Origin of the sequence: Thermoflavimicrobium dichotomicum, assembly GCF_900114055.1 — a bacterium.
In the GTDB taxonomy this organism is placed as follows: Bacteria; Bacillota; Bacilli; order Thermoactinomycetales; family Thermoactinomycetaceae; genus Thermoflavimicrobium; species Thermoflavimicrobium dichotomicum.
Map to the genome: position 1 here is coordinate 71431 of NZ_FORR01000006.1, position 20600 is coordinate 92030.

The 20600-nt window shown below is 41.8% G+C and carries 18 protein-coding genes; 14 read left to right on the plus strand and 4 right to left on the minus strand.

What is annotated here, in order from left to right:
* Window positions 1–70 precede the first annotated feature (70 nt).
* The 6 genes from rnjA (at window position 71) to BMZ78_RS08095 (ending at window position 8356) form a co-directional block, all read left to right on the plus strand.
* Window positions 71–1741 (plus strand): ribonuclease J1, encoded by a 1671-nt coding sequence (gene rnjA / locus BMZ78_RS08070; protein ID WP_093229424.1) that lies wholly within the window; start codon window positions 71–73, stop codon window positions 1739–1741.
* Between the two features lie 499 nt (window positions 1742–2240).
* Window positions 2241–3572 (plus strand): aspartate aminotransferase family protein, encoded by a 1332-nt coding sequence (locus BMZ78_RS08075; protein ID WP_093229426.1) that lies wholly within the window; start codon window positions 2241–2243, stop codon window positions 3570–3572.
* Entirely contained in the window at window positions 3569–4957 is a 1389-nt protein-coding gene (locus BMZ78_RS08080; RefSeq protein WP_093229428.1) for a sodium:solute symporter family protein, read from the plus strand. The genes BMZ78_RS08075 and BMZ78_RS08080 overlap by 4 nt, the downstream gene beginning before the upstream one ends.
* A gap of 38 nt (window positions 4958–4995) precedes the next feature.
* Window positions 4996–5955 carry an agmatinase gene (speB, locus tag BMZ78_RS08085; protein ID WP_093229430.1) on the plus strand — a complete coding sequence of 320 codons (960 nt, stop codon included), beginning with the start codon at window positions 4996–4998 and terminating at the stop codon, window positions 5953–5955.
* Between the two features lie 391 nt (window positions 5956–6346).
* Entirely contained in the window at window positions 6347–7708 is a 1362-nt protein-coding gene (locus BMZ78_RS08090; protein WP_245739786.1) for a sigma-54 interaction domain-containing protein, read from the plus strand.
* Between the two features lie 150 nt (window positions 7709–7858).
* Entirely contained in the window at window positions 7859–8356 is a 498-nt protein-coding gene (locus BMZ78_RS08095; protein ID WP_093229432.1) for a hypothetical protein, read from the plus strand.
* Between the two features lie 182 nt (window positions 8357–8538).
* Here BMZ78_RS08095 and BMZ78_RS08100 read toward each other — a convergent pair whose 3' ends face one another.
* Together BMZ78_RS08100 and BMZ78_RS08105 are read right to left on the minus strand one after the other, a co-directional pair.
* Complete coding sequence (locus BMZ78_RS08100) at window positions 8539–8853, minus strand: DUF6973 domain-containing protein (RefSeq protein ID WP_425263922.1); 315 nt, start codon at window positions 8851–8853, stop codon at window positions 8539–8541.
* A 250-nt stretch (window positions 8854–9103) separates the two neighbouring features.
* Window positions 9104–9346, minus strand: a complete 243-nt coding sequence (locus BMZ78_RS08105) for a hypothetical protein (RefSeq protein ID WP_093229436.1) — start codon at window positions 9344–9346, stop codon at window positions 9104–9106.
* Window positions 9347–9794: 448 nt separating this feature from the next.
* Here BMZ78_RS08105 and BMZ78_RS08110 point away from each other — a divergent pair, with 448 nt between their 5' ends.
* From BMZ78_RS08110 to BMZ78_RS08120, 3 genes are read left to right on the plus strand one after another with little or no spacing between them, the layout of a single operon-like run.
* Window positions 9795–11687 (plus strand): OPT family oligopeptide transporter, encoded by a 1893-nt coding sequence (locus BMZ78_RS08110; RefSeq protein WP_093229546.1) that lies wholly within the window; start codon window positions 9795–9797, stop codon window positions 11685–11687.
* A gap of 6 nt (window positions 11688–11693) precedes the next feature.
* Entirely contained in the window at window positions 11694–12068 is a 375-nt protein-coding gene (locus tag BMZ78_RS08115) for a PqqD family protein (protein ID WP_093229437.1), read from the plus strand.
* A gap of 33 nt (window positions 12069–12101) precedes the next feature.
* The gene (locus tag BMZ78_RS08120) at window positions 12102–12344 is read left to right on the plus strand and encodes a hypothetical protein (protein ID WP_093229438.1); all 243 of its coding nucleotides are present in this window, start codon (window positions 12102–12104) and stop codon (window positions 12342–12344) included.
* 13 nt (window positions 12345–12357) lie between these two features.
* Here BMZ78_RS08120 and BMZ78_RS08125 read toward each other — a convergent pair whose 3' ends face one another.
* Both BMZ78_RS08125 and BMZ78_RS08130 read right to left on the minus strand, forming a co-directional pair.
* A complete protein-coding gene (locus tag BMZ78_RS08125; RefSeq protein WP_093229439.1) occupies window positions 12358–13170 on the minus strand; it encodes an SDR family NAD(P)-dependent oxidoreductase in 813 nt (270 codons plus the stop codon).
* 12 nt (window positions 13171–13182) lie between these two features.
* On the minus strand, window positions 13183–14271 hold the full coding sequence (locus BMZ78_RS08130; RefSeq protein ID WP_093229440.1) for a class II aldolase/adducin family protein: 1089 nt from the start codon (window positions 14269–14271) through the stop codon (window positions 13183–13185).
* Window positions 14272–14469: 198 nt separating this feature from the next.
* On the opposite strand from BMZ78_RS08130, the gene BMZ78_RS08135 reads away from it, so the two are divergent.
* The 5 genes from BMZ78_RS08135 to BMZ78_RS08155 all read left to right on the plus strand — a co-directional run bounded on the left by BMZ78_RS08135 (window position 14470) and on the right by BMZ78_RS08155 (window position 20600).
* Window positions 14470–15186 (plus strand): ClpP family protease, encoded by a 717-nt coding sequence (locus BMZ78_RS08135; RefSeq protein WP_093229441.1) that lies wholly within the window; start codon window positions 14470–14472, stop codon window positions 15184–15186.
* Window positions 15183–15404, plus strand: coding sequence for a YlzJ-like family protein (locus BMZ78_RS08140; RefSeq protein ID WP_093229443.1), 222 nt, complete (start codon window positions 15183–15185; stop codon window positions 15402–15404). Before BMZ78_RS08135 ends, BMZ78_RS08140 begins: the two co-directional genes overlap by 4 nt.
* Before the next feature lie 75 nt (window positions 15405–15479).
* A complete protein-coding gene (locus tag BMZ78_RS08145) occupies window positions 15480–17789 on the plus strand; it encodes an FtsK/SpoIIIE family DNA translocase (RefSeq protein ID WP_093229445.1) in 2310 nt (769 codons plus the stop codon).
* 172 nt (window positions 17790–17961) lie between these two features.
* Complete coding sequence (locus tag BMZ78_RS08150; RefSeq protein ID WP_093229446.1) at window positions 17962–18993, plus strand: BMP family lipoprotein; 1032 nt, start codon at window positions 17962–17964, stop codon at window positions 18991–18993.
* Between the two features lie 86 nt (window positions 18994–19079).
* Window positions 19080–20600 (plus strand): ABC transporter ATP-binding protein, encoded by a 1521-nt coding sequence (locus BMZ78_RS08155; protein WP_093229547.1) that lies wholly within the window; start codon window positions 19080–19082, stop codon window positions 20598–20600.

The window sequence follows — 20600 nt, forward strand, 5'->3', positions numbered from 1 at the left end:
CGTATATAATGAAACCAAGTGAGATTGTGCGGTTTAGGGTGAACGACAACAAAATAGGAGGTAACAGTATTTGACCAGAAACCAGCGAGGCAAATTACTTATTTTTGCTCTCGGTGGGTTGGATGAAATCGGAAAAAACATGTACGTCGTCCAATATGGGAACGATATTGTAGTCATTGATTCGGGCCTGATGTTCCCTGAGGAAGAGATGTTAGGAATTGACATCGTGATTCCTGACATCACATATTTGATTGAGAACCAGGATAAGGTACGTGGGATCATTTTGACGCATGGACATGAGGACCATATTGGTGGGCTACCCTACATTCTCAAGCAGATCAAGGTGCCGATTTATGCCACGAAGCTCACCATGGGACTGATTGAGCATAAACTCAAGGAAGCGCATCTGCTGAACGACGTGAGACGATTTGTCATCAACAACCAATCGGAGATTTCTCTAGGTTCGCTAAAAGCCACATTTTTCTATACGAATCATAGTATTCCTGACTCGGTGGGAGTATGTATCCATACGCCTGAAGGAGCGGTTGTACATACAGGAGACTTCAAGTTTGATATGACTCCTGTGAACGGACAGCTGGCAGATATGCATAAAATGGCGGAAATAGGTAAAAAGGGTGTTCTATGTTTACTGTCGGACAGCACAAACGCAGAACGTCCTGGATTTACTGGTTCGGAACGTACGGTCGGAGAAGGAATCAAGGAAGTATTTCGTAAGGCAAAACAACGGGTGATCGTTGCCACTTTTGCGTCCAATATTCACCGTATTCAGCAAGTGGTGGATGCTTGTTATATTTACGGAAGAAAATTGGCTGTAGTCGGCCGTAGTATGGTCAATGTTGTCAATATTGCATCGGAGTTAGGATATCTGCACATTCCAAAAGATATTATCATCGAACCAGACGATATAAACCGGTTGCCTGCGCATAAAGTAGCTGTTATTTCAACCGGGAGTCAAGGAGAAAGTATGTCTGCCTTGAACCGGATGGCGAATGCTTCTCATCGTAAGGTTGAGATTTTACCTGGGGATACTGTGATTATTGCTGCAACTCCGATACCGGGAAATGAAAAGATGATCGGTCGCATTGTCGATCAACTCTTCCGAATTGGTGCGGATGTGGTATACAGTACAACGTCTCATGTTCATGTCTCTGGCCATGGTTCTCAAGAAGACCTCAAATTGATGCTAAATCTCATGAAACCCAAGTATTTTATTCCGATTCATGGTGAGTATCGCATGTTGCGAGCTCATGCCCAACTTGCCGAATCGGTCGGAGTTCGACCAGAAAACATTTTTATCTGTGACAATGGAGACACTGTTGAAATTTCAGGTGGAAAAGCAAGATATGGTCCGAAAATTCCTACAGGAAAAGTATTGATTGACGGACTCGGTGTTGGTGATGTTGGAAATATCGTTCTAAGAGACCGCAAATTATTATCTCAAGATGGAATTTTAGTAGTCGTAGTCACCCTAAGTAAAACCAATGGGACGATTCTTTCCGGACCCGATATTATCTCACGAGGTTTTGTTTATGTCCGGGAGTCGGAACAATTGTTGGAAGATGCAACGCAAGTAGTCAATCAAACAATGGAAAGATGCATGAAGGATCAAGTAAGCGAATGGGCATCACTCAAAACCAGCATTCGTGACTCACTGAGTAAATTTCTGTATGAACGGACACGTCGCCGTCCGATGATTTTACCGATTATCATGGAAGTATAAAAGGAATTTTAACAAGCCATAGCCTTGATTACTTTCAAGGCTATGGTTTTTTCATTGATGCGTTTGTGAAAAATAACTCTCTTATCTAGTAATAATTGTAAGAAATGTGATTTAATCGAGTATGAGGGTAACCTCAATTCATTAAGTCCTTTCATTTAAACACAAAGGCCTTGTAACTTTTTCAAGTTACTGTGGTCTTTGTGTTTTTTGTAGGTGAGAGCAGAGAGATCAGGATTCGCAAATGTATTCGTGCAAAATCGGATTAAGTTGAATTTTTTATTATTCGATTTTGAATACAATTATTCATTATCGAATAATCAACCCTTCTTTATCTTTATATTTTAGATCGATAAATCGATTTTTTATTCAATAATGAATTAAACTACTGTCTTAAAAATAAAAATAGCGATCAAAATAGTTGATTTTTCGTTTAAAAAATGAATATACGATGGCATTCATTTTGCATATAAAAAGAAGGAAAAAGGAGGGAAAACCTTTGATGACAAAAAGTTGGCTTGATTTGGTCAAAAATGCAGGGGAACTGGTAGCGCCAAGCATGGCCAAAGATCATCCAAATCTTCCTGTAATGAAAGAAGAAGGTTGTTATTATTATGGTGCCGATGGTAGGAAATATCTTGATTTTACATCTGGAATTGCAGTCACCAATATTGGCCATCGCCATCCCAAGGTGGTACAGGCAATCAAGGATGCTGCTGATCAGTTGTTACATGGACCATTTGGCGTGATCATGTATGAATCGATTTTACGGTTGGCAGATGAGCTGAGACAGATCTTGCCCGAAGGATTGGATTGCTTTTTTTTCGGAAACAGTGGAACGGAAGCGATTGAAGGGGCTATAAAACTGGCCAAGCATGTGACCAAACGTCCATATGTGATTTCATTTACAGGAGGTTTTCACGGTCGGTCAATGGGGGCGCTCAGTGTAACGACCTCTAAAAGCAAGTATCGCAAATTTTTGCAACCCAATGGGCTCACCTACCAAATTCCTTATGCAAATCCAAAACAATATTCAGAGCAGGAATGTGTTGAAAAATTGGAACAGGATATCACTACTTTGTTTAAACATCAGGTGACACCCGAAGAAGTGGCTTGTATAATTTTGGAACCCGTGCTGGGGGAAGGAGGGTATGTCGTTCCACCGCGAGCATGGTTACATAAAATCAGGGAAATTTGTGATCGGTATGGCATTTTACTCATTTTTGATGAAGTGCAAACAGGTTTTGGGAGAACCGGCAATTGGTTTGCAGCACAAACATTTCAAGTCACACCGGATATCATGGCTATTGCGAAAGGAATTGCTTCCGGCTTACCGTTAAGTGCCACTGTGAGTTCAAAAGAATTGATGCAACAATGGCCTGCCGGCAGCCATGGTACTACATTTGGAGGAAATCCCATAGCCTGTTCCGCCGCTTTGGCGACGATTGAAGTTATAAAAGAAGAAAATTTATTGCAAAATTGCCTAAGGATGGGGCAGATTGCTCGCGAAAAACTGGATTGGCTGAAATGGAAACATCCTGTGGTCGGTGATGTTCGTTCGCTGGGCTTAATAATCGGAATTGAAATCGTCAATCCCCAAACAGGCGAGCCTGACGGTGAAGGTTTAATGAACATTTTAAACAAATGCGTTCAAAAAGGAGTCCTATTCTACTTCTGTGGCAATAGTGGAGAAGTGATTCGCATGATTCCGCCGCTTTCTGTTACAGAGGAGGAGATCCATACAGGTTTGGACAAGCTGGATGAAGCTCTTTCTGAATATGAAAAAGAGATTGGAGTCCTTGGATTTAATCGCGAATTGGAGGAAAAAGTATGAATTTATTGGATACTGGGATTGTTTTACTTTATTTTGCGGTATTGATTACGGTAGGTATCATTGGCTCTAAACGTGCCAAAACCTCAGAGGAATATGCACTTGCCGGTCGAAATCTGGGACTTTTCATGTATCTTGGTTGTATGGCAGCGGTGATTCTTGGCGGGGCCTCTACGATCGGAACCGCCAAATTGGGTTATCAATATGGAATCTCAGGTTTGTGGTTTGTAACGATGATTGGGCTTGGTGTTGTTATTTTGGGATTGTTTATGATTGGTCCCATTTCCAAATCAAAAGTAACAACCATTAGTGAATTCTTGGGAAAGAAGTATAATTCCCAAACCCGGTTAATCAGTGCGGCTGTTTCAACCATTTACACCTTGATGGTAGCGGTTACCCAGGTGATTGGACTGGGAACCATTATCAACGCTGTTCTTGGTTGGGATCTGACTGTTTCGATGCTGGTTGGTGGCGGAATAGTCCTGTTTTATACCATCTTGGGTGGTATGTGGAGTGTCACCATGACGGATATTATTCAATTCATCATTATGACGGTAGGTATATTTTTTGTCATGTTGCCTTTAAGTGTGTCCAAAGCAGGCGGATGGAGTACGCTCGTGGATCAGCTGCCTGCTAAATATTGGGATTTGGCGAATCTGGGATGGGCACAAATTTTCCAATATTTCTTGTTATATTGCTTGGGTTTGGTCGTTGGACAAGATATCTGGCAACGTATTTTCACAGCAAGAACGGATAAAATTGCTCGTCAAGGAACGGTCTTTGCCGGTATTTACAGTGTAGCTTATGCGATTGCGATCAGTTTGATTGGAATGAGCGCAATTATTATTTTGCCGAAGATAGGCAACCCGCAAAATGTTTTTGCTGAGTTATCGCTTCAGATTTTGCCTCCAGGTATGTTAGGACTTGTACTTGCCAGTGTCTGTTCTGCCTTAATGTCTACGGCATCGGGAACACTTTTGGCTTCGTCTACACTTTTAACCAACGATATTTTGAAACCGTTCTTTTGGAGAGATGCGGGCGAAAGGAAAATGGTGGTGATTTCCCGTTTGATGACCTTTTTGCTCGGAGGTTTGGCTATTGTCTTTGCTGTGTGGATTCAAGACATACTGGTAGCTTTAGACATTGCCTATGCGATTTTATCTGGAGCGATCTTTGTGCCTGTTATATTGGGTTTTTTCTGGAAAAGGGCATCTGTCAAAGCGGGACTCTATTCGATTGTCATTAGTACGCTGGTTGTGGTCACGGGCTTGGCAATTGAAGGCATTACGTCAACCAACCCGATTATGTATGGCATTGCCGCCAGTTTGATCGTGATGGTAACCTTATCCTATTTATTGCCGAATAAGAAGGAATTTATAGAAGAATAGAAACTATCCATAAATAAAATACATGGGAGGAAAGTAAAATGGGTAAATATCAGCCGAAAAATTCCTTTGAATCACCTCGGTTTAGTGGCCCTCGCACATTTATGCGTCTTCCGTATGTCGAACATTTGGATGACGAAATGGATTTTGTTGTGATTGGAATTCCTTTTGATACAGGGAGTTCGTACCGAACCGGATCCCGTTTCGGCCCTGAATCGATTCGCGATTTTTCTGTTCTCCTGCGTCCTTATAACCCGGAACAAAAAATTAATCTTTTTGACTATATCTCTGGTGTGGACTATGGAGATATCCCTGTGATTCCCGGTTATATTGTTGAAACTTATCAAAACATCGAAAAAGAGCTTTTACCTGTGGTCGAAAGAGGTATTATTCCTGTGGTAATGGGTGGCGATCATTCAATTACTTTAGGTGAATTGCGAGCCATTGCCAAAAAACATGGTCCTGTGGCCCTGATTCAATTTGATGCTCATTCTGACACGTGGGATCGTTATTTTGGACAAAAATACAATCATGGAACGGTGATGCGGCGGGCGATTGAAGAAGGTTTAATTGATGTGAATCGATCGATTCAGATCGGGATGCGTGGCGGACTGTATGAACCAGAAGATCTGGATGTGGCCAGAAATTTGGGACTGGAAGTGTTTACGACCAATGAATATAAACAGTTGGGAGTTCCCAAAATGCTGGAAATCATTCATCAACGAGTTGGTCAAGGTCCTGTTTTCTTATCCTTTGATATTGATTTTCTTGATCCAAGTTATGCCCCGGGTACAGGTACCCCAGAAGTAGCTGGAGCCAGTATTGATGATGCTTTGGCATTTGTAAGGGGCTTGAAAGGGTTGGATTTTGTCGGTTTTGATTTGGTAGAAGTTCTGCCTGCCTATGATCATGGACAAATTACTGCCGCTGCTGCTGCCAATGTGATGTTTGAATTTCTAACATTGATTGCTTTACAGAAAAAAGAGAAAAGTGGAAGTTAGTTATACATGATGGGTTTAAAGTTTCTACTTGATAAGTAGATGGGACTGTACACTTAGTAAAAACAACTTTCTTGGAGACGAATGGGTACAAGATGACGAGCTTTCCTTAACCGTTTTCACGCAAGAAGTCCTTTGCCTCAGGGCTACTCCCTGGCGAAGGATGAATTGCGTGATTTTTTATTGATTATATGATAGTTTTTGATACGAAAAGGATGGATCCTATTTGTAGATTGGATAACAGAAAACCATTATTATTCAATGTATAACATCATTCATAGAAGGAAGTCATTTTAGAAGAATCCTATAGAGTGTGAACGGAAAACTGGCCGGTTTTCTCAATGTGTGTATTTTTGAAATGGATTTTATAGACAAAAATTTAAGGAGGGAAAACATGTTCGATTTAGTAGAAATACTGGATGCCATTCCCAACGACATCGTCATTACCGATGACAATGGCATGATTGTTTATGCCAATAAAGCAATTGAAATGGTTTATTCGATTCCCCCACAGGATTTAATCGGAAAGTCCGTTTACGATTTGGAGAAACAGAAAATTTTTAGCCCTTCGATTACCCGAAAAGTTATTGAAGAAAAGAAAAAACAAACCCTGATTCAGGAAACGAAGCTTGGAACCAAGGTGTTGGTGGTTGCCAATCCTGTTTTTGATGACCAACAAAATATAAAATGGGTGGTCAGTTTTTCCTATGATGTTACAGAACTGTTTCACTTGAAAGAGTATGCTCAGAAATTGGAAGAAGAAATAAAAGAAGTAAAGATGGAGCTTGATGAACTGAAGCGTCATCATATACAGGATGGAGTGATCGTAGCACATGACAATATGAAAAAAGTGCTCCAAACAGCTAAAAAAATGGCACAATATGATGTCAACATTTTGTTAACCGGGCAATCAGGAGTTGGAAAAAGTCTCATTGCTCGCTATATACATCAGCATAGTAAACGCAGTCAAAAACCACTGGTGGAAATTAACTGTGGAAGTATTCCTGAAGCGTTGTTGGAATCGGAATTGTTTGGCTATGAACCAGGCTCATTCTCGGGAGCCAAGCAACAAGGAAAAAAAGGATTGATTGAAGAGGCTGAAGGTGGAACGCTATTTTTAGATGAGATTGGCGAGTTGCCGATCAATTTGCAAGTAAAACTGCTCACTTTAATCCAGGAAAAAAAGTTTTACCGGGTAGGTGGAACCAAACCGCGCCAGGTGGATTTTCGTTTAATTACTGCCACCAATGTCAATTTGGAGGAAAAGGTAAAAGAAGGAAAATTTCGGCATGATTTATATTTCCGGCTGGCAGTTGTGCCGATCCATATTCCTTCATTACGGGAAAGGCCTCAAGACATTTTCCTCATGATACAAGAATTTACCCAACGATTTAACGCCATGTATCAAGTAAAGAAAAAATTTCATCCACTGGCAATAGAAAAAATGTTACAGTACAACTGGCCTGGAAATGTCCGTGAACTGGAAAACATGGTTGAGCGTTTAATCCTGACGGTTGAGGAACCCGTCATTGAAGTACACCATTTGCCAGAAGCTATCTCAGGGATCAATACTCTTATGTCCGTTAAAGGAAAAACATTGCCTGAAATGGTGGAAGAGTTTGAGAAAGAAATGATTAAACAAGCTTATGCCAAATGTAAGACAACGATTGAACTAGCCAAGCATTTGGGTATCAGCCAACCAACAGCCGTTCGAAAACTGAAAAAATATTTGATAAGGGAAAATGACAAAACCTGAAACATGGGAATGTTTGAGGTAAATCGGACTTGTTGATAAGAAAAACGGGCTTTTTACGGGATAAGTGTTTTTTTTGCCTAACACACTAGTACCCAAAGAGCATATATTGACTCCTGGGATCACAATAAAAGTGGGAGAGGAGTCATGCATATGGAATCAAGTTCCTACCGTTATTTTCATGAATCTTCAGCTATGACAGAAAGCCCTCATGCAAAAAGAAGGACAGGTTCAATGAATGAAATTTATGAAAGTTCCAGTTCGAATAAGGCGAGGCTTCATCAGTTGGGCGTTCGGCTTCAACTCTTTCAGGATGTTAATTTCTCCGGGAGACGGATTGTATTTGAAAATCGCGGAGTAGCAGTATCAGACATAAGAGCTTTTGATTTCAATGATCGGCTTTCCAGCTTCAGAATGTTTAATGCTAACAATCCCTCTCAATTAACCCTTGTCCTGTGGCAACATGTCGGTTATCAAGGAGCCAGACGCGTTTTTTATGGCCAGCGGGCAGTTTCGAGCCTACCTTCTCCTTTTAATGATCAAATGTCTTCTTTTGTATTTGTACCTGCAGTTCTAAGCCTAGCACAGATCAATCAGATTCAATCAACACGTAACACGGCAGGTTTGAGGATTGTAGAAATATCACAGTAATGGAAAGTGGAGTTATGGTTTACTTGCATGGATCCATAGAGGATATATAGGAGAGAGAATATTCAAAGTAAAGTGCTAATCGATCAGGCACCGCAAACCTCTTGATATATCTAGGTTGTGGCTTATATGTTTTTAAAAAATGGGCTGACTCTTAACCTTTTGAATCAGCCCATTTTAAAATCTTACGGTGTCCAGCCCGGACGAGGTACCAGTCGTTTTAATTTATGAGTATCTATCAGGCTTTTGCATTTATTTGCAAGATAAGTATTACTTACATCACTTCCTAAAGAAGTCAAAGCTCTTCCTTTTGCATTATTGTAAAGATCCATATCTTTTTCAGCTTTGGGTTGGTGAGGTGCGGTTTCATGAGCATCTCCATATAATTTAGACCAACTTTGCCCGACATCTCTTGACATCACCGCACTCCACAGCGCATGACGGAAAGCGTCCCGCCAGTCATTATGTCCTGACCATATCTGCTTGCAGTAATATCCCAGGCAATTTCACGACAAATGTAAACTTTTGCAGCAACGCCCGGATTTTTCTTCACTAACTCTTTCTCTGCAGGGGTTAATGGAATTGAATATAAAATAGACGATAAAGGTGCTGTTCTCATTAAGAAAAAAGATCAAAATAAAGCATCAGCTTGCTGTAGCTAACTTCCAAAGTTTGATGGAAGCCGAACACTAAAAAATCCAGCTCATCATGGCTGGATTTGATATTTTATCTGAAAAAAGGCGCAAAGACCTAAAAAATAATAAAGGGGATAAAGAAACCGATAGGAATAAAGATGGGGAAAAAAATAAGTGTAGATTGCATATTTTTCTTTTTCCTAGACTGGTTGTTGATGGGCAAAAAGATGATTCCGTTTTTACGTATTTCTTTGATGGTTCCATAAATCACTTTCCCATTTTTCAAGAGAAGTTTGGTTGGTTTTCCTGTATGTTGTCGATTTAACTGATGGGATGGAATATATCTCCATTTACTCATACTTGGCCCTCCTGTCCAAACAGATTTATCGTATTATATGAAAGAGGATTTGGCTCGGAACTGGATAAATATATCATTTCATCTGGATGGATCGGAGATACTTGAACAATTTTTTGCATATTTTTACTTGGAAATTAATATATACAATATATTTTTATTGATTTTTATTGGTAATTTATATAATATATAAAACATGTTATGCATTGTTATTACCAATTGGAGGGAGTAATTGGATCTGATTTCCTCGTGAATGACAGCTACATATCGTTCCATGACCTGGCCGCCGAAGATGGTATGACTTTTGTAAAGAGATGGAACAGTATATGTAAAAAATGAGGGATCAGCGGCCAACTCTTTTGAACCCTAAAATTTCATAAATTTCAATGCAATTTGCTGTAAAAAAGAAAGGAAGGATGAGAAGTTGAAAGCTGCACGAAAAACTCAAGAGATGCAAGCGTCAACTCCGGGAAAATTTGTCCCTTATATTTCTGCGTCACAGTCCTTACCGGAATTGACAGCTATTGCAATTATCTTTGGAATCATTTTGGCGATCGTTTTCGGAGCTGCCAATGCTTATCTCGGATTAAAAGTAGGGATGACTGTAAGTGCTTCCATACCGGCTGCGGTTATCTCCATGGCGATCTTACGCGGGCTTTTCCGTCGTAAATCGATTTTGGAAAATAATATTGTACAAACGATGACGACTGCCGGTGAGGCAGTAGCAGCAGGAGCGATCTTTACAATCCCTGCCCTGTTTTTGTGGGATTTGAAACCGAGCCAGGCACTCACTATCTTTATTGCGATCACTGGTGGAATTATGGGGACACTCATGATGATTCCACTCCGCCGCTTATTGATTGTAAATGAGCATGAAACGCTGCCATACCCTGAAGGAACGGCTTGTGCTGAGGTGTTAAAATCAGGGGAAACGGGTGGTAACAATGCTCGGATGATTTTTTCAGGATTTATTGTAGGTGGTTTGTTCAAAGGGCTTGGAGATGGATTCAAGCTGTTCAAAACCTCTGTGGAGGCCAAAGTCGCCGGCCTGAAGAATGCCATGATCGGAATGGATGTTATGCCAGCGATGCTTGGCGTTGGTTACATTATTGGTCCCCGTATTGCCGGGCAAATGATTGCGGGTGGATTGTTGGCTTCACTCGTATTTGTACCATTGATCAGTTTCTTTGGAGCAGGTAACACTGCAACCATCTTCCCCGCTAAAGATGTGATTGGTCACTTGGGAGCGGGAGAAATTTACGCCAACTATATCCGTTATATCGGTGCAGGAGCAGTAGCAACAGGTGGATTAATCACCTTGATTAAAACTCTTCCCATGTTATTTACTTCTTTGCGCGATACCTTGACAGGTTTAAAAAGAAAAGGCGCAGGCGTACAAACTTTGGAACGTACAGATCAGGATATTTCTGGCAAATGGTTAGTGTTTGGAATTCTGGCTGTGATTTTGGTCATTGCTTTTAGTCCGATGACCCATATTGGAATTGTCGGAGCTATTTCGATTGCTGTTTTTGGTTTCCTGTTTGTTGCGGTAGCTTCTCGTATTGTGGGAATTGTAGGAAGTTCTTCGCTTCCTGTATCTGGTATGACGATTGCTACATTGATTATCGTGACCGTTATCTATAAAGCATTGGGAATGACTGGAACACAGGGAATGGCCACAGCATTGATTACAGCAGCGATTGTATGTATGGCTTTGGCTATTGCCGGGGACATTTCCCAAGACTTGAAAACAGGATATTTAGTAGGTGCAACGCCATGGAAACAGCAAGTAGCCATGATGATCGGAGTTGTGGCGAGCGGCTTAACCATTGGTTTTGTCTTGGTATTGTTTGATCAGGCTTATAAACTGGGCAGTGATGCTTTGCCTGCACCGAAAGCCGTTTTGATGAAAATGATCGTGGAAGGACTTATGGCTGGTAATTTACCATGGGATCTTATTTTCATCGGTGCAGCATTGGCTATTACGATCGAATTTTTAGGTTTGAACTCGTTAACTGTGGCTGTCGGTTTCTACTTGCCACTGGCAACCAGTGTGCCAATTATGATCGGTGGTGCAATCCGCTGGTTGGTTGAGAAAATGGCGAAAGATGACAAGACCAGACAGATGCGTGAAGAAACAGGCACGTTGTTTGCTTCCGGTTTGATCGCTGGTGAAGCGTTGGTCAGTGTCATTGTCGCGCTTTTGATTGTACCGGGTATTGTGAATCCGGATGCTCCAACCAAAGTAGAGAGCATGTTGCTCCCATTTGCACTCTTTATGGGATTGGCTGCCCTCTTGTGGTGGGTTTCCGTTAAGTTTGCCAATAAAAAGCAGGAAGGATAAAAAGTCATGCCATTGACTTTTCGCCGGAAAAAAACACAAGAAAACTTAATGGAGAAAAGGCCCCTGCTAAAGTCGATGTATCAGTTGGAACCCATCGGGGAAGAGACTGAACTTTTGCAGGTCGTCATTCCACGCACAAGTTGGATCGAACGTTTTTCGATTCGTTATTTGAAGCAACCCACTCATATTCGGGTTCGTTTAGACCGGTTGGGCAGTTTTGTGATTGCTCATTGTGATGGAAAACATCGTGTGAAAGATATAGAAGAAAAGATATCCAGCCAGTTTGGCGAGGAAGCGGAACCTGTACTGCCACGACTGGTTCAGTTTCTTCGCATCATAGAGGCAAATGGTTGGATCACATGGAAAGTTGCTGATCAATAGGTCAGCAACTTTTTTTATTGGATTTGAGCGTGCATGAAGATAGGAAAAACAGCACAAGATAATTTTGAATCGGGCCGACTGGGAGTGAAGCGAATGGAGCTAAAAGAATGGATCAGATGGGCGATTGTTGGTTTTGATGTGCTGTTTATTGTTTTTCTGTTTGTGATGGGTACATATCGGCGAATAACTGTATCAGAAGAAGAGCAAGTGGTTCGGAAAAAGTTAAAGCAATGGTTGCAGGCATTGAAAAAAGAGAGTGGTTTGGAGAGATCCTAACCCACTCTCTTTTTTATGTGGATTCCGTTATGGAATGGCTTTGTGACTGCTTTTCATTATGGAAGAAGGCATCATAGATTTTCTTGGTCATTTTGGAATAAAGGCCAGGAGCCAACCTTTTGGCAAGCATCATCCAATACATGCCGGATGGGATGATTTTGATCCGCGGTCGTTTGATCAGTTTCACGGTTTCCCGAGCAACGGTGTCAGCATCTATCAGTTGTCGAGCGATGAGGGGAGGGAAAAGAGTGGTAGCTTCTTTCCCCTTGAAAAAAGGAGTTTGTACAGGTCCTGGACACAAAACTCCCACTTGAATTTGTGGAGAAAATTCAAGCTGAAGGGACTCAGAAAATCCGATCAATGCAAATTTGGAAGCGGAGTATCCAGTTAAATTGGGTACTCCAGTGAGTCCGGCAATCGAGGCGATGTTAATGATTTTACCGTTCCCGCGCTGTAACATGGATGGCAAGACTGCTTGGACCAGACGGATGGCACCGAGATAGTTGGTTTCCATCATACCCCTGAAGTCGTCGGGCGAAGTGTCCAAGACTCCTCCAAAGGTTCCATATCCGGCATTATTGATCAGCACATCGATTTGTCCATATTTCGAGAGAATTTGAGTGATCATGGATTGGATTTGTTGGGAATTGGTGACATCACAGGCGAAATAATCGCATTGAACGATTTCTTTTTGTAGCGATTTCAGTTTCGATTGATTGCGGGCGATCAGGATCGGAAAATATTGGTTGGTTTGTACCAGGTGATGAGCGATTCGTTCACCAATCCCACTGGAGGCTCCTGTTAAGAGAACAATTTGCTTTTGCATCGTTTTCCCTCTTTATGACATGGGTACTTGTGGCAGGATGCGTCCTTCAATTCGTTCAAATATATCTTCAAGATTACGACCTGTAATGGTCAGCCCGTGATTTTTGAGACCGACAACGGCACGGGAAGGATCTTCTGCCTTGCGAATCTGCTCGGCAACAGCTTCTGCCAATTGAACGGTTCCACAAGGATAGTTAATTTCTGTCGATGGGACACCATCCATCCAGGCATGGATGTGTACAATAGCTCCTACCTCTGGATGTTCGTTGTAGATCATCCAGTGCTCAATGGCATCGACAGAGGCTCTGCGTGGACTGACATGGGGTGGTATACTGATTTCCATTGCCAGGTCTTTTTCGTTAAATCCCCTGATATACAAAATATCTCGTCCAATTTCTTTTAAAGAAGACTTGTTTACACCGCTTGCACTCATCCAAAAATGGTTTCCTTCTTTTCGGGCACTTAGGTTGCCATAGCTCAGTCCGCCAATACCATAAAGCCGCTTGATATGACGAAGTTCTTTGGGAGAAAGAAGTTGGTCAATGGGAAAAGGAGTGGGAAGCAAATTCATCTGATCCAGCATTTTGCCTGCATTATGCAAGCTTTGGGTGATATGGTCTCCACTCCACAAGTCCTGAGGCAAATCAGCAATAAACTTATTATCGATCACCAATTGAGCTGTAGCCAAAGGTTCGATCCGGGAAAATACTTCATCAAAATAATTGGGATCTGCCTCATTGCTCGAAGTAGGATAACAGCCTTGCTCCAATGTAATGAAATAAGTGTGATGAGGCACTGATGAGCGGTCTATATAAATCATCATATTCCCTAGTGAACGAACTAGAATGGGATAAGCCGTATACAGGATGTTATCAGTAGTGAGATTGCTTTCTGCTATGGTGAGTACAAACGTTCCTTTTCCGTTTCTTCGAAAATATTGTGGCTGCTGGGGATCCACAAAGTTAAAAACCAACTGAATATCCGATTTGGGTTCAGCTTCAAATCGGTATCCATTTTCCTCCATTTTGTTTCTCATCCCAGAAGCGAAACGTTCCAACAAGGGTGTCTGGGTCCAATTACCGATCATCGTAAATGTTCGCATGGTTGATTCCTCCATTCCTCATCTTATCCGTTATTTTTTACCAAAAAAATAAAATTTATGATGTGGAATGAAGGAATAATATATGAGCCAATCCTGAAGATATGGATACATTTCTTCCGTTGTTCAGGAATTGGGTCAATAACTGAAAATGATTATGAGCATACTATCAACAAGCTTGATTCAAAGGAGACGAGATTCATGAACCAACAACAAAATGAACAAACCCCGGCAGTCGAAGAAGCGAAGAAAAAAAATGTGATGCAATCACTTCAACAACTTGGACAAACCAATGTCCCAACATTGGAATCGAATATTTTTTGCTTGCCTGTCATTGGACAGGTTGAAGGTCATCTGGTGATGCCACCGCAAAACAAAACCACCAAGTATGAGCACGTGATCCCACAGATTGTAGCAGCTGAACAAAATCCGAACATCGAAGGGGTAGTGATTATTCTCAATACAGTCGGTGGAGATGTCGAAGCGGGTCTGGCGATTGCAGAAATGATTGCAACGATGAGTAAACCAACCGTTTCCATTGTTTTGGGAGGAGGGCATAGCATTGGTGTACCGATTGCCGTAGCTGCTGATATTTCATTCATAGCTGAAACGGCAACCATGACCATCCATCCCATTCGTTTAAACGGACTGGTGATCGGTGTGCCTCAGACCTTTGAATATCTGGAGAAGATGCAGGATCGGGTCATTCGTTTTATTTCCAAGCATTCCAAAGTAACCGAAGAAAAACTGCGTGAGCTGATGTTTCGCACAGGTGAGTTGGCAAGGGATATTGGAACCAACGTAGTAGGAAGGGATGCCGTGAAGATCGGTTTAATTGATCGGGTGGGTGGAATTTCGGATGCATTAACGGAGTTAAATCGCTTGATTAATACGAAAAAAGGGGAGCTGTTGCAATGATCCATTACTCACCGTTGCCTGCCGAACTCATTTTTCAGGATCCTTATGCACTTTCATCTGTCCACCAGGAAATTGTCGTTGATGGGGTACAGATGTTAGTGCACATTGATCAGACTGGATCAGCCAAAATTGTCAGACTCTTAAGCGGTAATCCGCAACATTATTTGGATCCCAGATTTCAGCCTGGAAACTCAATCCAATGGATTCCAAAAATTTAGAAGGGTTTTGTCTAATGGCGAGCATATCCGTGCTATAATGAAAGGTATGGATTGGTAAAAAGAGAAGGTGGTAGAATGCCTAGAAAGAAAAAACAGCCAGCTCGCCAGGAAAAAATCAAAAAAGAAATTTTATTTGAGATTTATGGCTTGATTTTATTGGCCCTATCTTTCATTGCCCTGGCAAGTTATGGAGCGATTGGGCGTAATTTGACCTATTTATCCCGATTTATTGTTGGTTCATGGGATTTTATTATTCCTTTATGTGCAATGGCCGTGGCCATTTTTGTTATGATCAGACGAAAGTGGCCGACAGGTTGGTCACCACGACTAACAGGTGTATTAAATATTTTGATCGCCATGCTGGTCCTCAATCACTATTTCACCATTAAGAAGCTGGAAGCAAACGGACTGACACGTACGGATTCGGTTTTTGCCGTCGTGGATACAACATGGGAGATCTTGTTGAAAGAGCGAACGACAGAAGCCGCACAGGATGTCGGGGGAGGCATGATTGGTGCAATCATTTATGATTTGGCCCACTTTTTGTTTGATGATGTAGGTACCATGATTGTCATTCTTGTGTTGGTTTTAACAGGAATTTTGCTGATTACTGGATTTTCATATGTCTGGCTATTTCAAAGAATGAAGAAATGGTTAAATATGCAAAAGAAAAGTGCGAAGAATTGGATGGCAACTTTGTTACAAAAAAAATACCTGGGAATCTCATCGAAATCGCCCAAAAAAGCGTTACACAAGAAGAAACCGGTACCTTTTCCTGATCTGAAAGACAATGTATTGGAAGATGATCCTCCAACCATTTCTGACTTTCAAGATGAGTTTCTCCCTGAAAATAAAGAGGTCTCTCAACCTGAACAACTTTCTTTGCCTTTGGATCCTCAGCCGGTTTCGGCTAAAAATCCATCCGTAATGGAAGAGAAGAAAGAAGAAAAAGTTGAAGTAGAGGCTCAAACCGAAATGGATATGAAAAATTACCGATTGCCGTCCTATTCACTTTTGCAGAAAATGAAAAAAGGTAACAGTGGCGATCGGCAGGATCTAAGCGCGAATGCCCAACTGCTGGAAAATACATTGGCCAGCTTTGGAGTAGAAGCCAAAGTGATACATATTCATCGTGGACCTACCGTTACACGATATGAAATTCAGCCGCAAGTGGGAGTGAAAGTGAGCAGAATTGTCAATTTGTCTGACGATCTTGCTTTGGCATTGGCGGCTAAAGATATCCGGATTGAAGCACCCATACCTGGAAAATCGGCGATCGGGATTGAAGTTCCCAATCCCGAAATTGCTGTCGTCGGGTTAAGAGATGTATTGGAAAGCGCACAGTTTGACAAATGGCCACAATTAAGTATTTCAATCGGGAAAGATATAACCGGAAAACCGGTCATTGGGAATTTGGCCAAAATGCCACATTTGCTTGTTGCTGGTGCAACGGGCTCCGGTAAGAGTGTATGTATCAATGGCATTATTTTGAGTTTATTGTATAAGGCGAAGCCGAATGAAGTGAAATTAATGATGATTGATCCCAAAATGGTGGAGCTCAATATATATAATGGAATTCCTCACTTGCTGGCTCCTGTGGTCACTGATTCGCGAAAAGCGGCGATTGCTTTGAAAAAGGTCGTAACAGAAATGGAACGGCGCTACGAACTTTTTGCAAAGAGTGGAGCACGTGAGATCGAACGTTATAATCAGCTCATGGAAGATCCCAAAGACAGACTGCCTTATATTGTGGTTATTATTGATGAGTTGGCTGATTTAATGATGGTGGCACCTGCTGATGTTGAAGATGCCATTTGTCGCCTGGCACAGATGGCACGGGCAGCCGGGATTCACCTCATTATTGCTACCCAGCGGCCTTCCGTTGATGTGATTACCGGTATTATCAAAGCAAACATTCCGTCACGGATTGCTTTTGCTGTTTCTTCTCAAGCAGATTCCCGTACGATTTTGGATATGGGAGGAGCGGAAAAGCTGCTTGGTCGAGGAGACATGCTTTATTTGCCAACAGGGGCATCCAAGCCGATTCGTGTGCAAGGTGCTTATGTATCCGATGAAGAAGTTGAAAGTGTGGTCCAATTTGTCAAAGATCAGCAAGATCCGGTTTATGATGAGAAAATGATCCCCAGTAGTGAAGCCCAGCCTGTTCAGGAAGTGACAGATGAATTGTATCCACAAGCCGTTCAGGTGGTTGTGGAAGCAAAGATGGCTTCTGTATCTCTATTACAGCGCCGTTTGAGAATCGGCTATGCTCGGGCGGCCCGTTTGATTGATATGATGGAAAGTAATGGAATTGTGGGGCCGTATGAGGGAAGCAAACCGCGAGAAGTGTTCATGAAAAAGGAACAATTACATGAAAATAAGTAGTAGCGGAATTTAAAACAGCATGGTATAAATTAAAGGAGAAAATTTTTATCAAACAAATTTTTACTCATTGTGTGTATAATATTATTCAGGCTCCAGCGGCATGCATGTGTACATAGTGTGTACTTTCAAAGGCATGCTAAAAACAAACACAATGACTAAGGAGGATGGACAGATGAAAAAGAGAGCATGGCTTTCACTCTTGCTCAGTTCTGTTCTGGTTTTGGCTGTTGGATGTTCAGGCCAGAAAGGAGCAGAGGGTGGCGGTGACAAAGCTGCTGGCTTCAAATTGGGACTGGTTACTGATACGGGAGGTTTGAACGATCAGTCATTTAACCAAATTTCCTGGGAAGGTGCCAAAAGAGCACAAAAAGAGTTGGGCGTTGACATTCAACCTCTCGAATCCAAACGGGATGATGACTACATTCCAAACTTGACCAAATTTGCCCGTGAAAAGCGGGACATCATTTGGGCTACTGGATTTAAATTTGAAAAAGTAATTCCTGAAGTTGCTGAACAATTCCCGAATGTTCATTTTGGCATTGTAGACAGTAATTTGGGTGGTAAAATTCCTAAAAACGTTGTAGCTGTTACATTTAAGGAGCATGAAGGTTCTTTCCTGGCTGGGGTTGCAGCTGCCTTGACAACAAAAACCAATAAAATTGGCTTTATTGGTGGAATTAGCTCGCCTTTGATTAAAAAGTTTGAATCCGGTTTCAGAGCAGGTGTAAAGGCTGCAAATCCAAAAGCACAAGTAACCGTTGCTTATGCGGAAAGCTTTAATGATGTAACTAAAGGACGTTCTTTGGCAAAAAATATGTACAACAGTGGCATCGATGTCATTTACCATGCAGCTGGTGGCGTAGGTAAAGGTTTGTTTGATGAAGTAAAAACACGTGATAAAGGTAAATACTGGGCGATTGGTGTGGATATGGATCAATCCGGTCTGGCGCCTGACCATACTTTGACTTCGATGGTAAAACGTGTAGACACAGCGATTTTCAACATTACCAAAGACCTGAAAGAGAAAAAGTTGGAAACAGGTAAGGAAGTCCAACTTGGTTTTAAAGAAAATGCGCTTGATCTGGCAAAAAGCCAACATCTGAAACCCGATGTCATGAAAAAAATCGAAGAGTATAAACAAAAAATCATTAACGGCGAAATTAAGGTACCAAAAACAGAAGCAGAGTTAGCTTCCTTTAAATAATAAAGAAAAAAGAATAAAGGCTAGCCTCGTTGCTAGCCTTTTTTTCGCTCACTTGTTTGGAGGTGAATAGAGTGAATGCGGTTGAAATGATTGGGATTACCAAGCGTTTTCCCGGTATTGTAGCCAATGATAATATCCATCTCACCGTAAAGAAAGGTGAAATCCATGCTTTACTGGGGGAGAATGGAGCTGGAAAATCCACGTTAATGAATATCCTGTTTGGTTTATACCAGCCTGATGAAGGCGAGATTCGCATCCATGAAAAAAAGGTCACCATCACAGGGCCAACAATGGCTAACAAGCTGGGAATCGGCATGGTTCATCAGCATTTTATGTTGGTACAACCCTTTACGGTTACCGAGAATATTATCTTGGGTGATGAACGTACTTCTAGCGGATTTATCGATTATAAGAAAGCGGAACAGGAAATCCAAAAACTGTCCGATCAATATGGATTAAAAGTCAACCCTCGTGCCAAAATCGCAGATATCTCTGTTGGTATGCAGCAGAGAGTGGAAATCCTGAAAACCTTGTACCGTGGGGCTGAGATCATCATTTTTGATGAGCCAACCGCTGTTTTGACACCACAGGAAATTGATGAACTGATGGCGATCATGCGCAATTTAGTGAAAGAAGGAAAAACGATTATTTTTATTACACATAAGTTAAAAGAAATTATGAGTGTGTGTGATCGTGTCACCATTATTCGGCGTGGAAAAGTGATTGATACTGTCAATGTGGCGGATACGAACGAAAACCAATTGGCAGCACTAATGGTGGGGCGTGAAGTATCTTTTGAAGTTATCAAAGAGGAAGCGAAACCCACCAGAACCGTACTGGAAGTGAAAAATCTGGTCGTCGAAGATCAGCGTGGTGTTCCAGTCGTCAATGGATTGGATCTGGAGGTTCGAGCAGGTGAGATCGTAGGGATTGCTGGTGTAGATGGTAATGGACAATCTGAGCTGATCGAAGCCATTACAGGTCTGATGCCGATCAAACAAGGAAAGATTTCACTTAATGGAAAGAATGTTGCTCATCTAAAGGCGGATAAAGGTACCAGAGCACGGAGAATTACGGAAGCAGGGGTAGGACATATTCCTGAAGATCGGCATAAACGTGGGCTTGTGCTTGATTTTGGCATTAATGAAAATATGGTTTTGCAGAACTACTATCAATCGCCATTCTCTAAAGGTTGGACGATTCAGTATGATGAAGTGAACAAATATGCCAATCGTCTGATTGAAGAATTCGATGTTCGAACACCAAGTCATGAAACATTGGCTCGGTCCTTATCAGGAGGAAACCAGCAAAAAGCGATCATTGCCCGGGAAATCGACCGGAATCCGGACTTGCTGATTGCGGCTCAACCAACACGGGGCTTGGACGTTGGAGCCATTGAATTTATTCATCGACGGATTGTTGAGCACAGAGACAAAGGAAAAGCGGTTTTATTGGTTTCCTTTGAATTAGACGAAATCTTGAAATTAAGTGATCGGATTGCTGTCATTTACGAAGGAAAAATCATTGGATGGGTTGATCCAAAAACAACCACCGAAGAAGAGTTAGGGCTATTGATGGCTGGTCGAGCAAAGAAGGAGGGGCAATAA

What these genes read in the sequence shown, in the direction of transcription:
- BMZ78_RS08135 (WP_093229441.1), top strand. Translation starts at nt 14,470, where the DNA reads ATGAACCAACAACAAAATGAACAAACCCCGGCAGTCGAAGAAGCGAAG.
- BMZ78_RS08130 (WP_093229440.1), bottom strand. Translation starts at nt 14,271, where the DNA reads ATGCGAACATTTACGATGATCGGTAATTGGACCCAGACACCCTTGTTG.
- BMZ78_RS08115 (WP_093229437.1), top strand. Translation starts at nt 11,694, where the DNA reads ATGCCATTGACTTTTCGCCGGAAAAAAACACAAGAAAACTTAATGGAG.
- speB (WP_093229430.1), top strand. Translation starts at nt 4,996, where the DNA reads ATGGGTAAATATCAGCCGAAAAATTCCTTTGAATCACCTCGGTTTAGT.
- BMZ78_RS08090 (WP_245739786.1), top strand. Translation starts at nt 6,347, where the DNA reads ATGTTCGATTTAGTAGAAATACTGGATGCCATTCCCAACGACATCGTC.
- BMZ78_RS08080 (WP_093229428.1), top strand. Translation starts at nt 3,569, where the DNA reads ATGAATTTATTGGATACTGGGATTGTTTTACTTTATTTTGCGGTATTG.
- BMZ78_RS08150 (WP_093229446.1), top strand. Translation starts at nt 17,962, where the DNA reads ATGAAAAAGAGAGCATGGCTTTCACTCTTGCTCAGTTCTGTTCTGGTT.
- BMZ78_RS08140 (WP_093229443.1), top strand. Translation starts at nt 15,183, where the DNA reads ATGATCCATTACTCACCGTTGCCTGCCGAACTCATTTTTCAGGATCCT.
- BMZ78_RS08125 (WP_093229439.1), bottom strand. Translation starts at nt 13,170, where the DNA reads ATGCAAAAGCAAATTGTTCTCTTAACAGGAGCCTCCAGTGGGATTGGT.
- BMZ78_RS08105 (WP_093229436.1), bottom strand. Translation starts at nt 9,346, where the DNA reads ATGAGTAAATGGAGATATATTCCATCCCATCAGTTAAATCGACAACAT.
- BMZ78_RS08145 (WP_093229445.1), top strand. Translation starts at nt 15,480, where the DNA reads ATGCCTAGAAAGAAAAAACAGCCAGCTCGCCAGGAAAAAATCAAAAAA.
- BMZ78_RS08155 (WP_093229547.1), top strand. Translation starts at nt 19,080, where the DNA reads ATGATTGGGATTACCAAGCGTTTTCCCGGTATTGTAGCCAATGATAAT.
- BMZ78_RS08110 (WP_093229546.1), top strand. Translation starts at nt 9,795, where the DNA reads ATGCAAGCGTCAACTCCGGGAAAATTTGTCCCTTATATTTCTGCGTCA.
- BMZ78_RS08120 (WP_093229438.1), top strand. Translation starts at nt 12,102, where the DNA reads ATGAAGATAGGAAAAACAGCACAAGATAATTTTGAATCGGGCCGACTG.
- BMZ78_RS08095 (WP_093229432.1), top strand. Translation starts at nt 7,859, where the DNA reads ATGGAATCAAGTTCCTACCGTTATTTTCATGAATCTTCAGCTATGACA.
- BMZ78_RS08075 (WP_093229426.1), top strand. Translation starts at nt 2,241, where the DNA reads ATGACAAAAAGTTGGCTTGATTTGGTCAAAAATGCAGGGGAACTGGTA.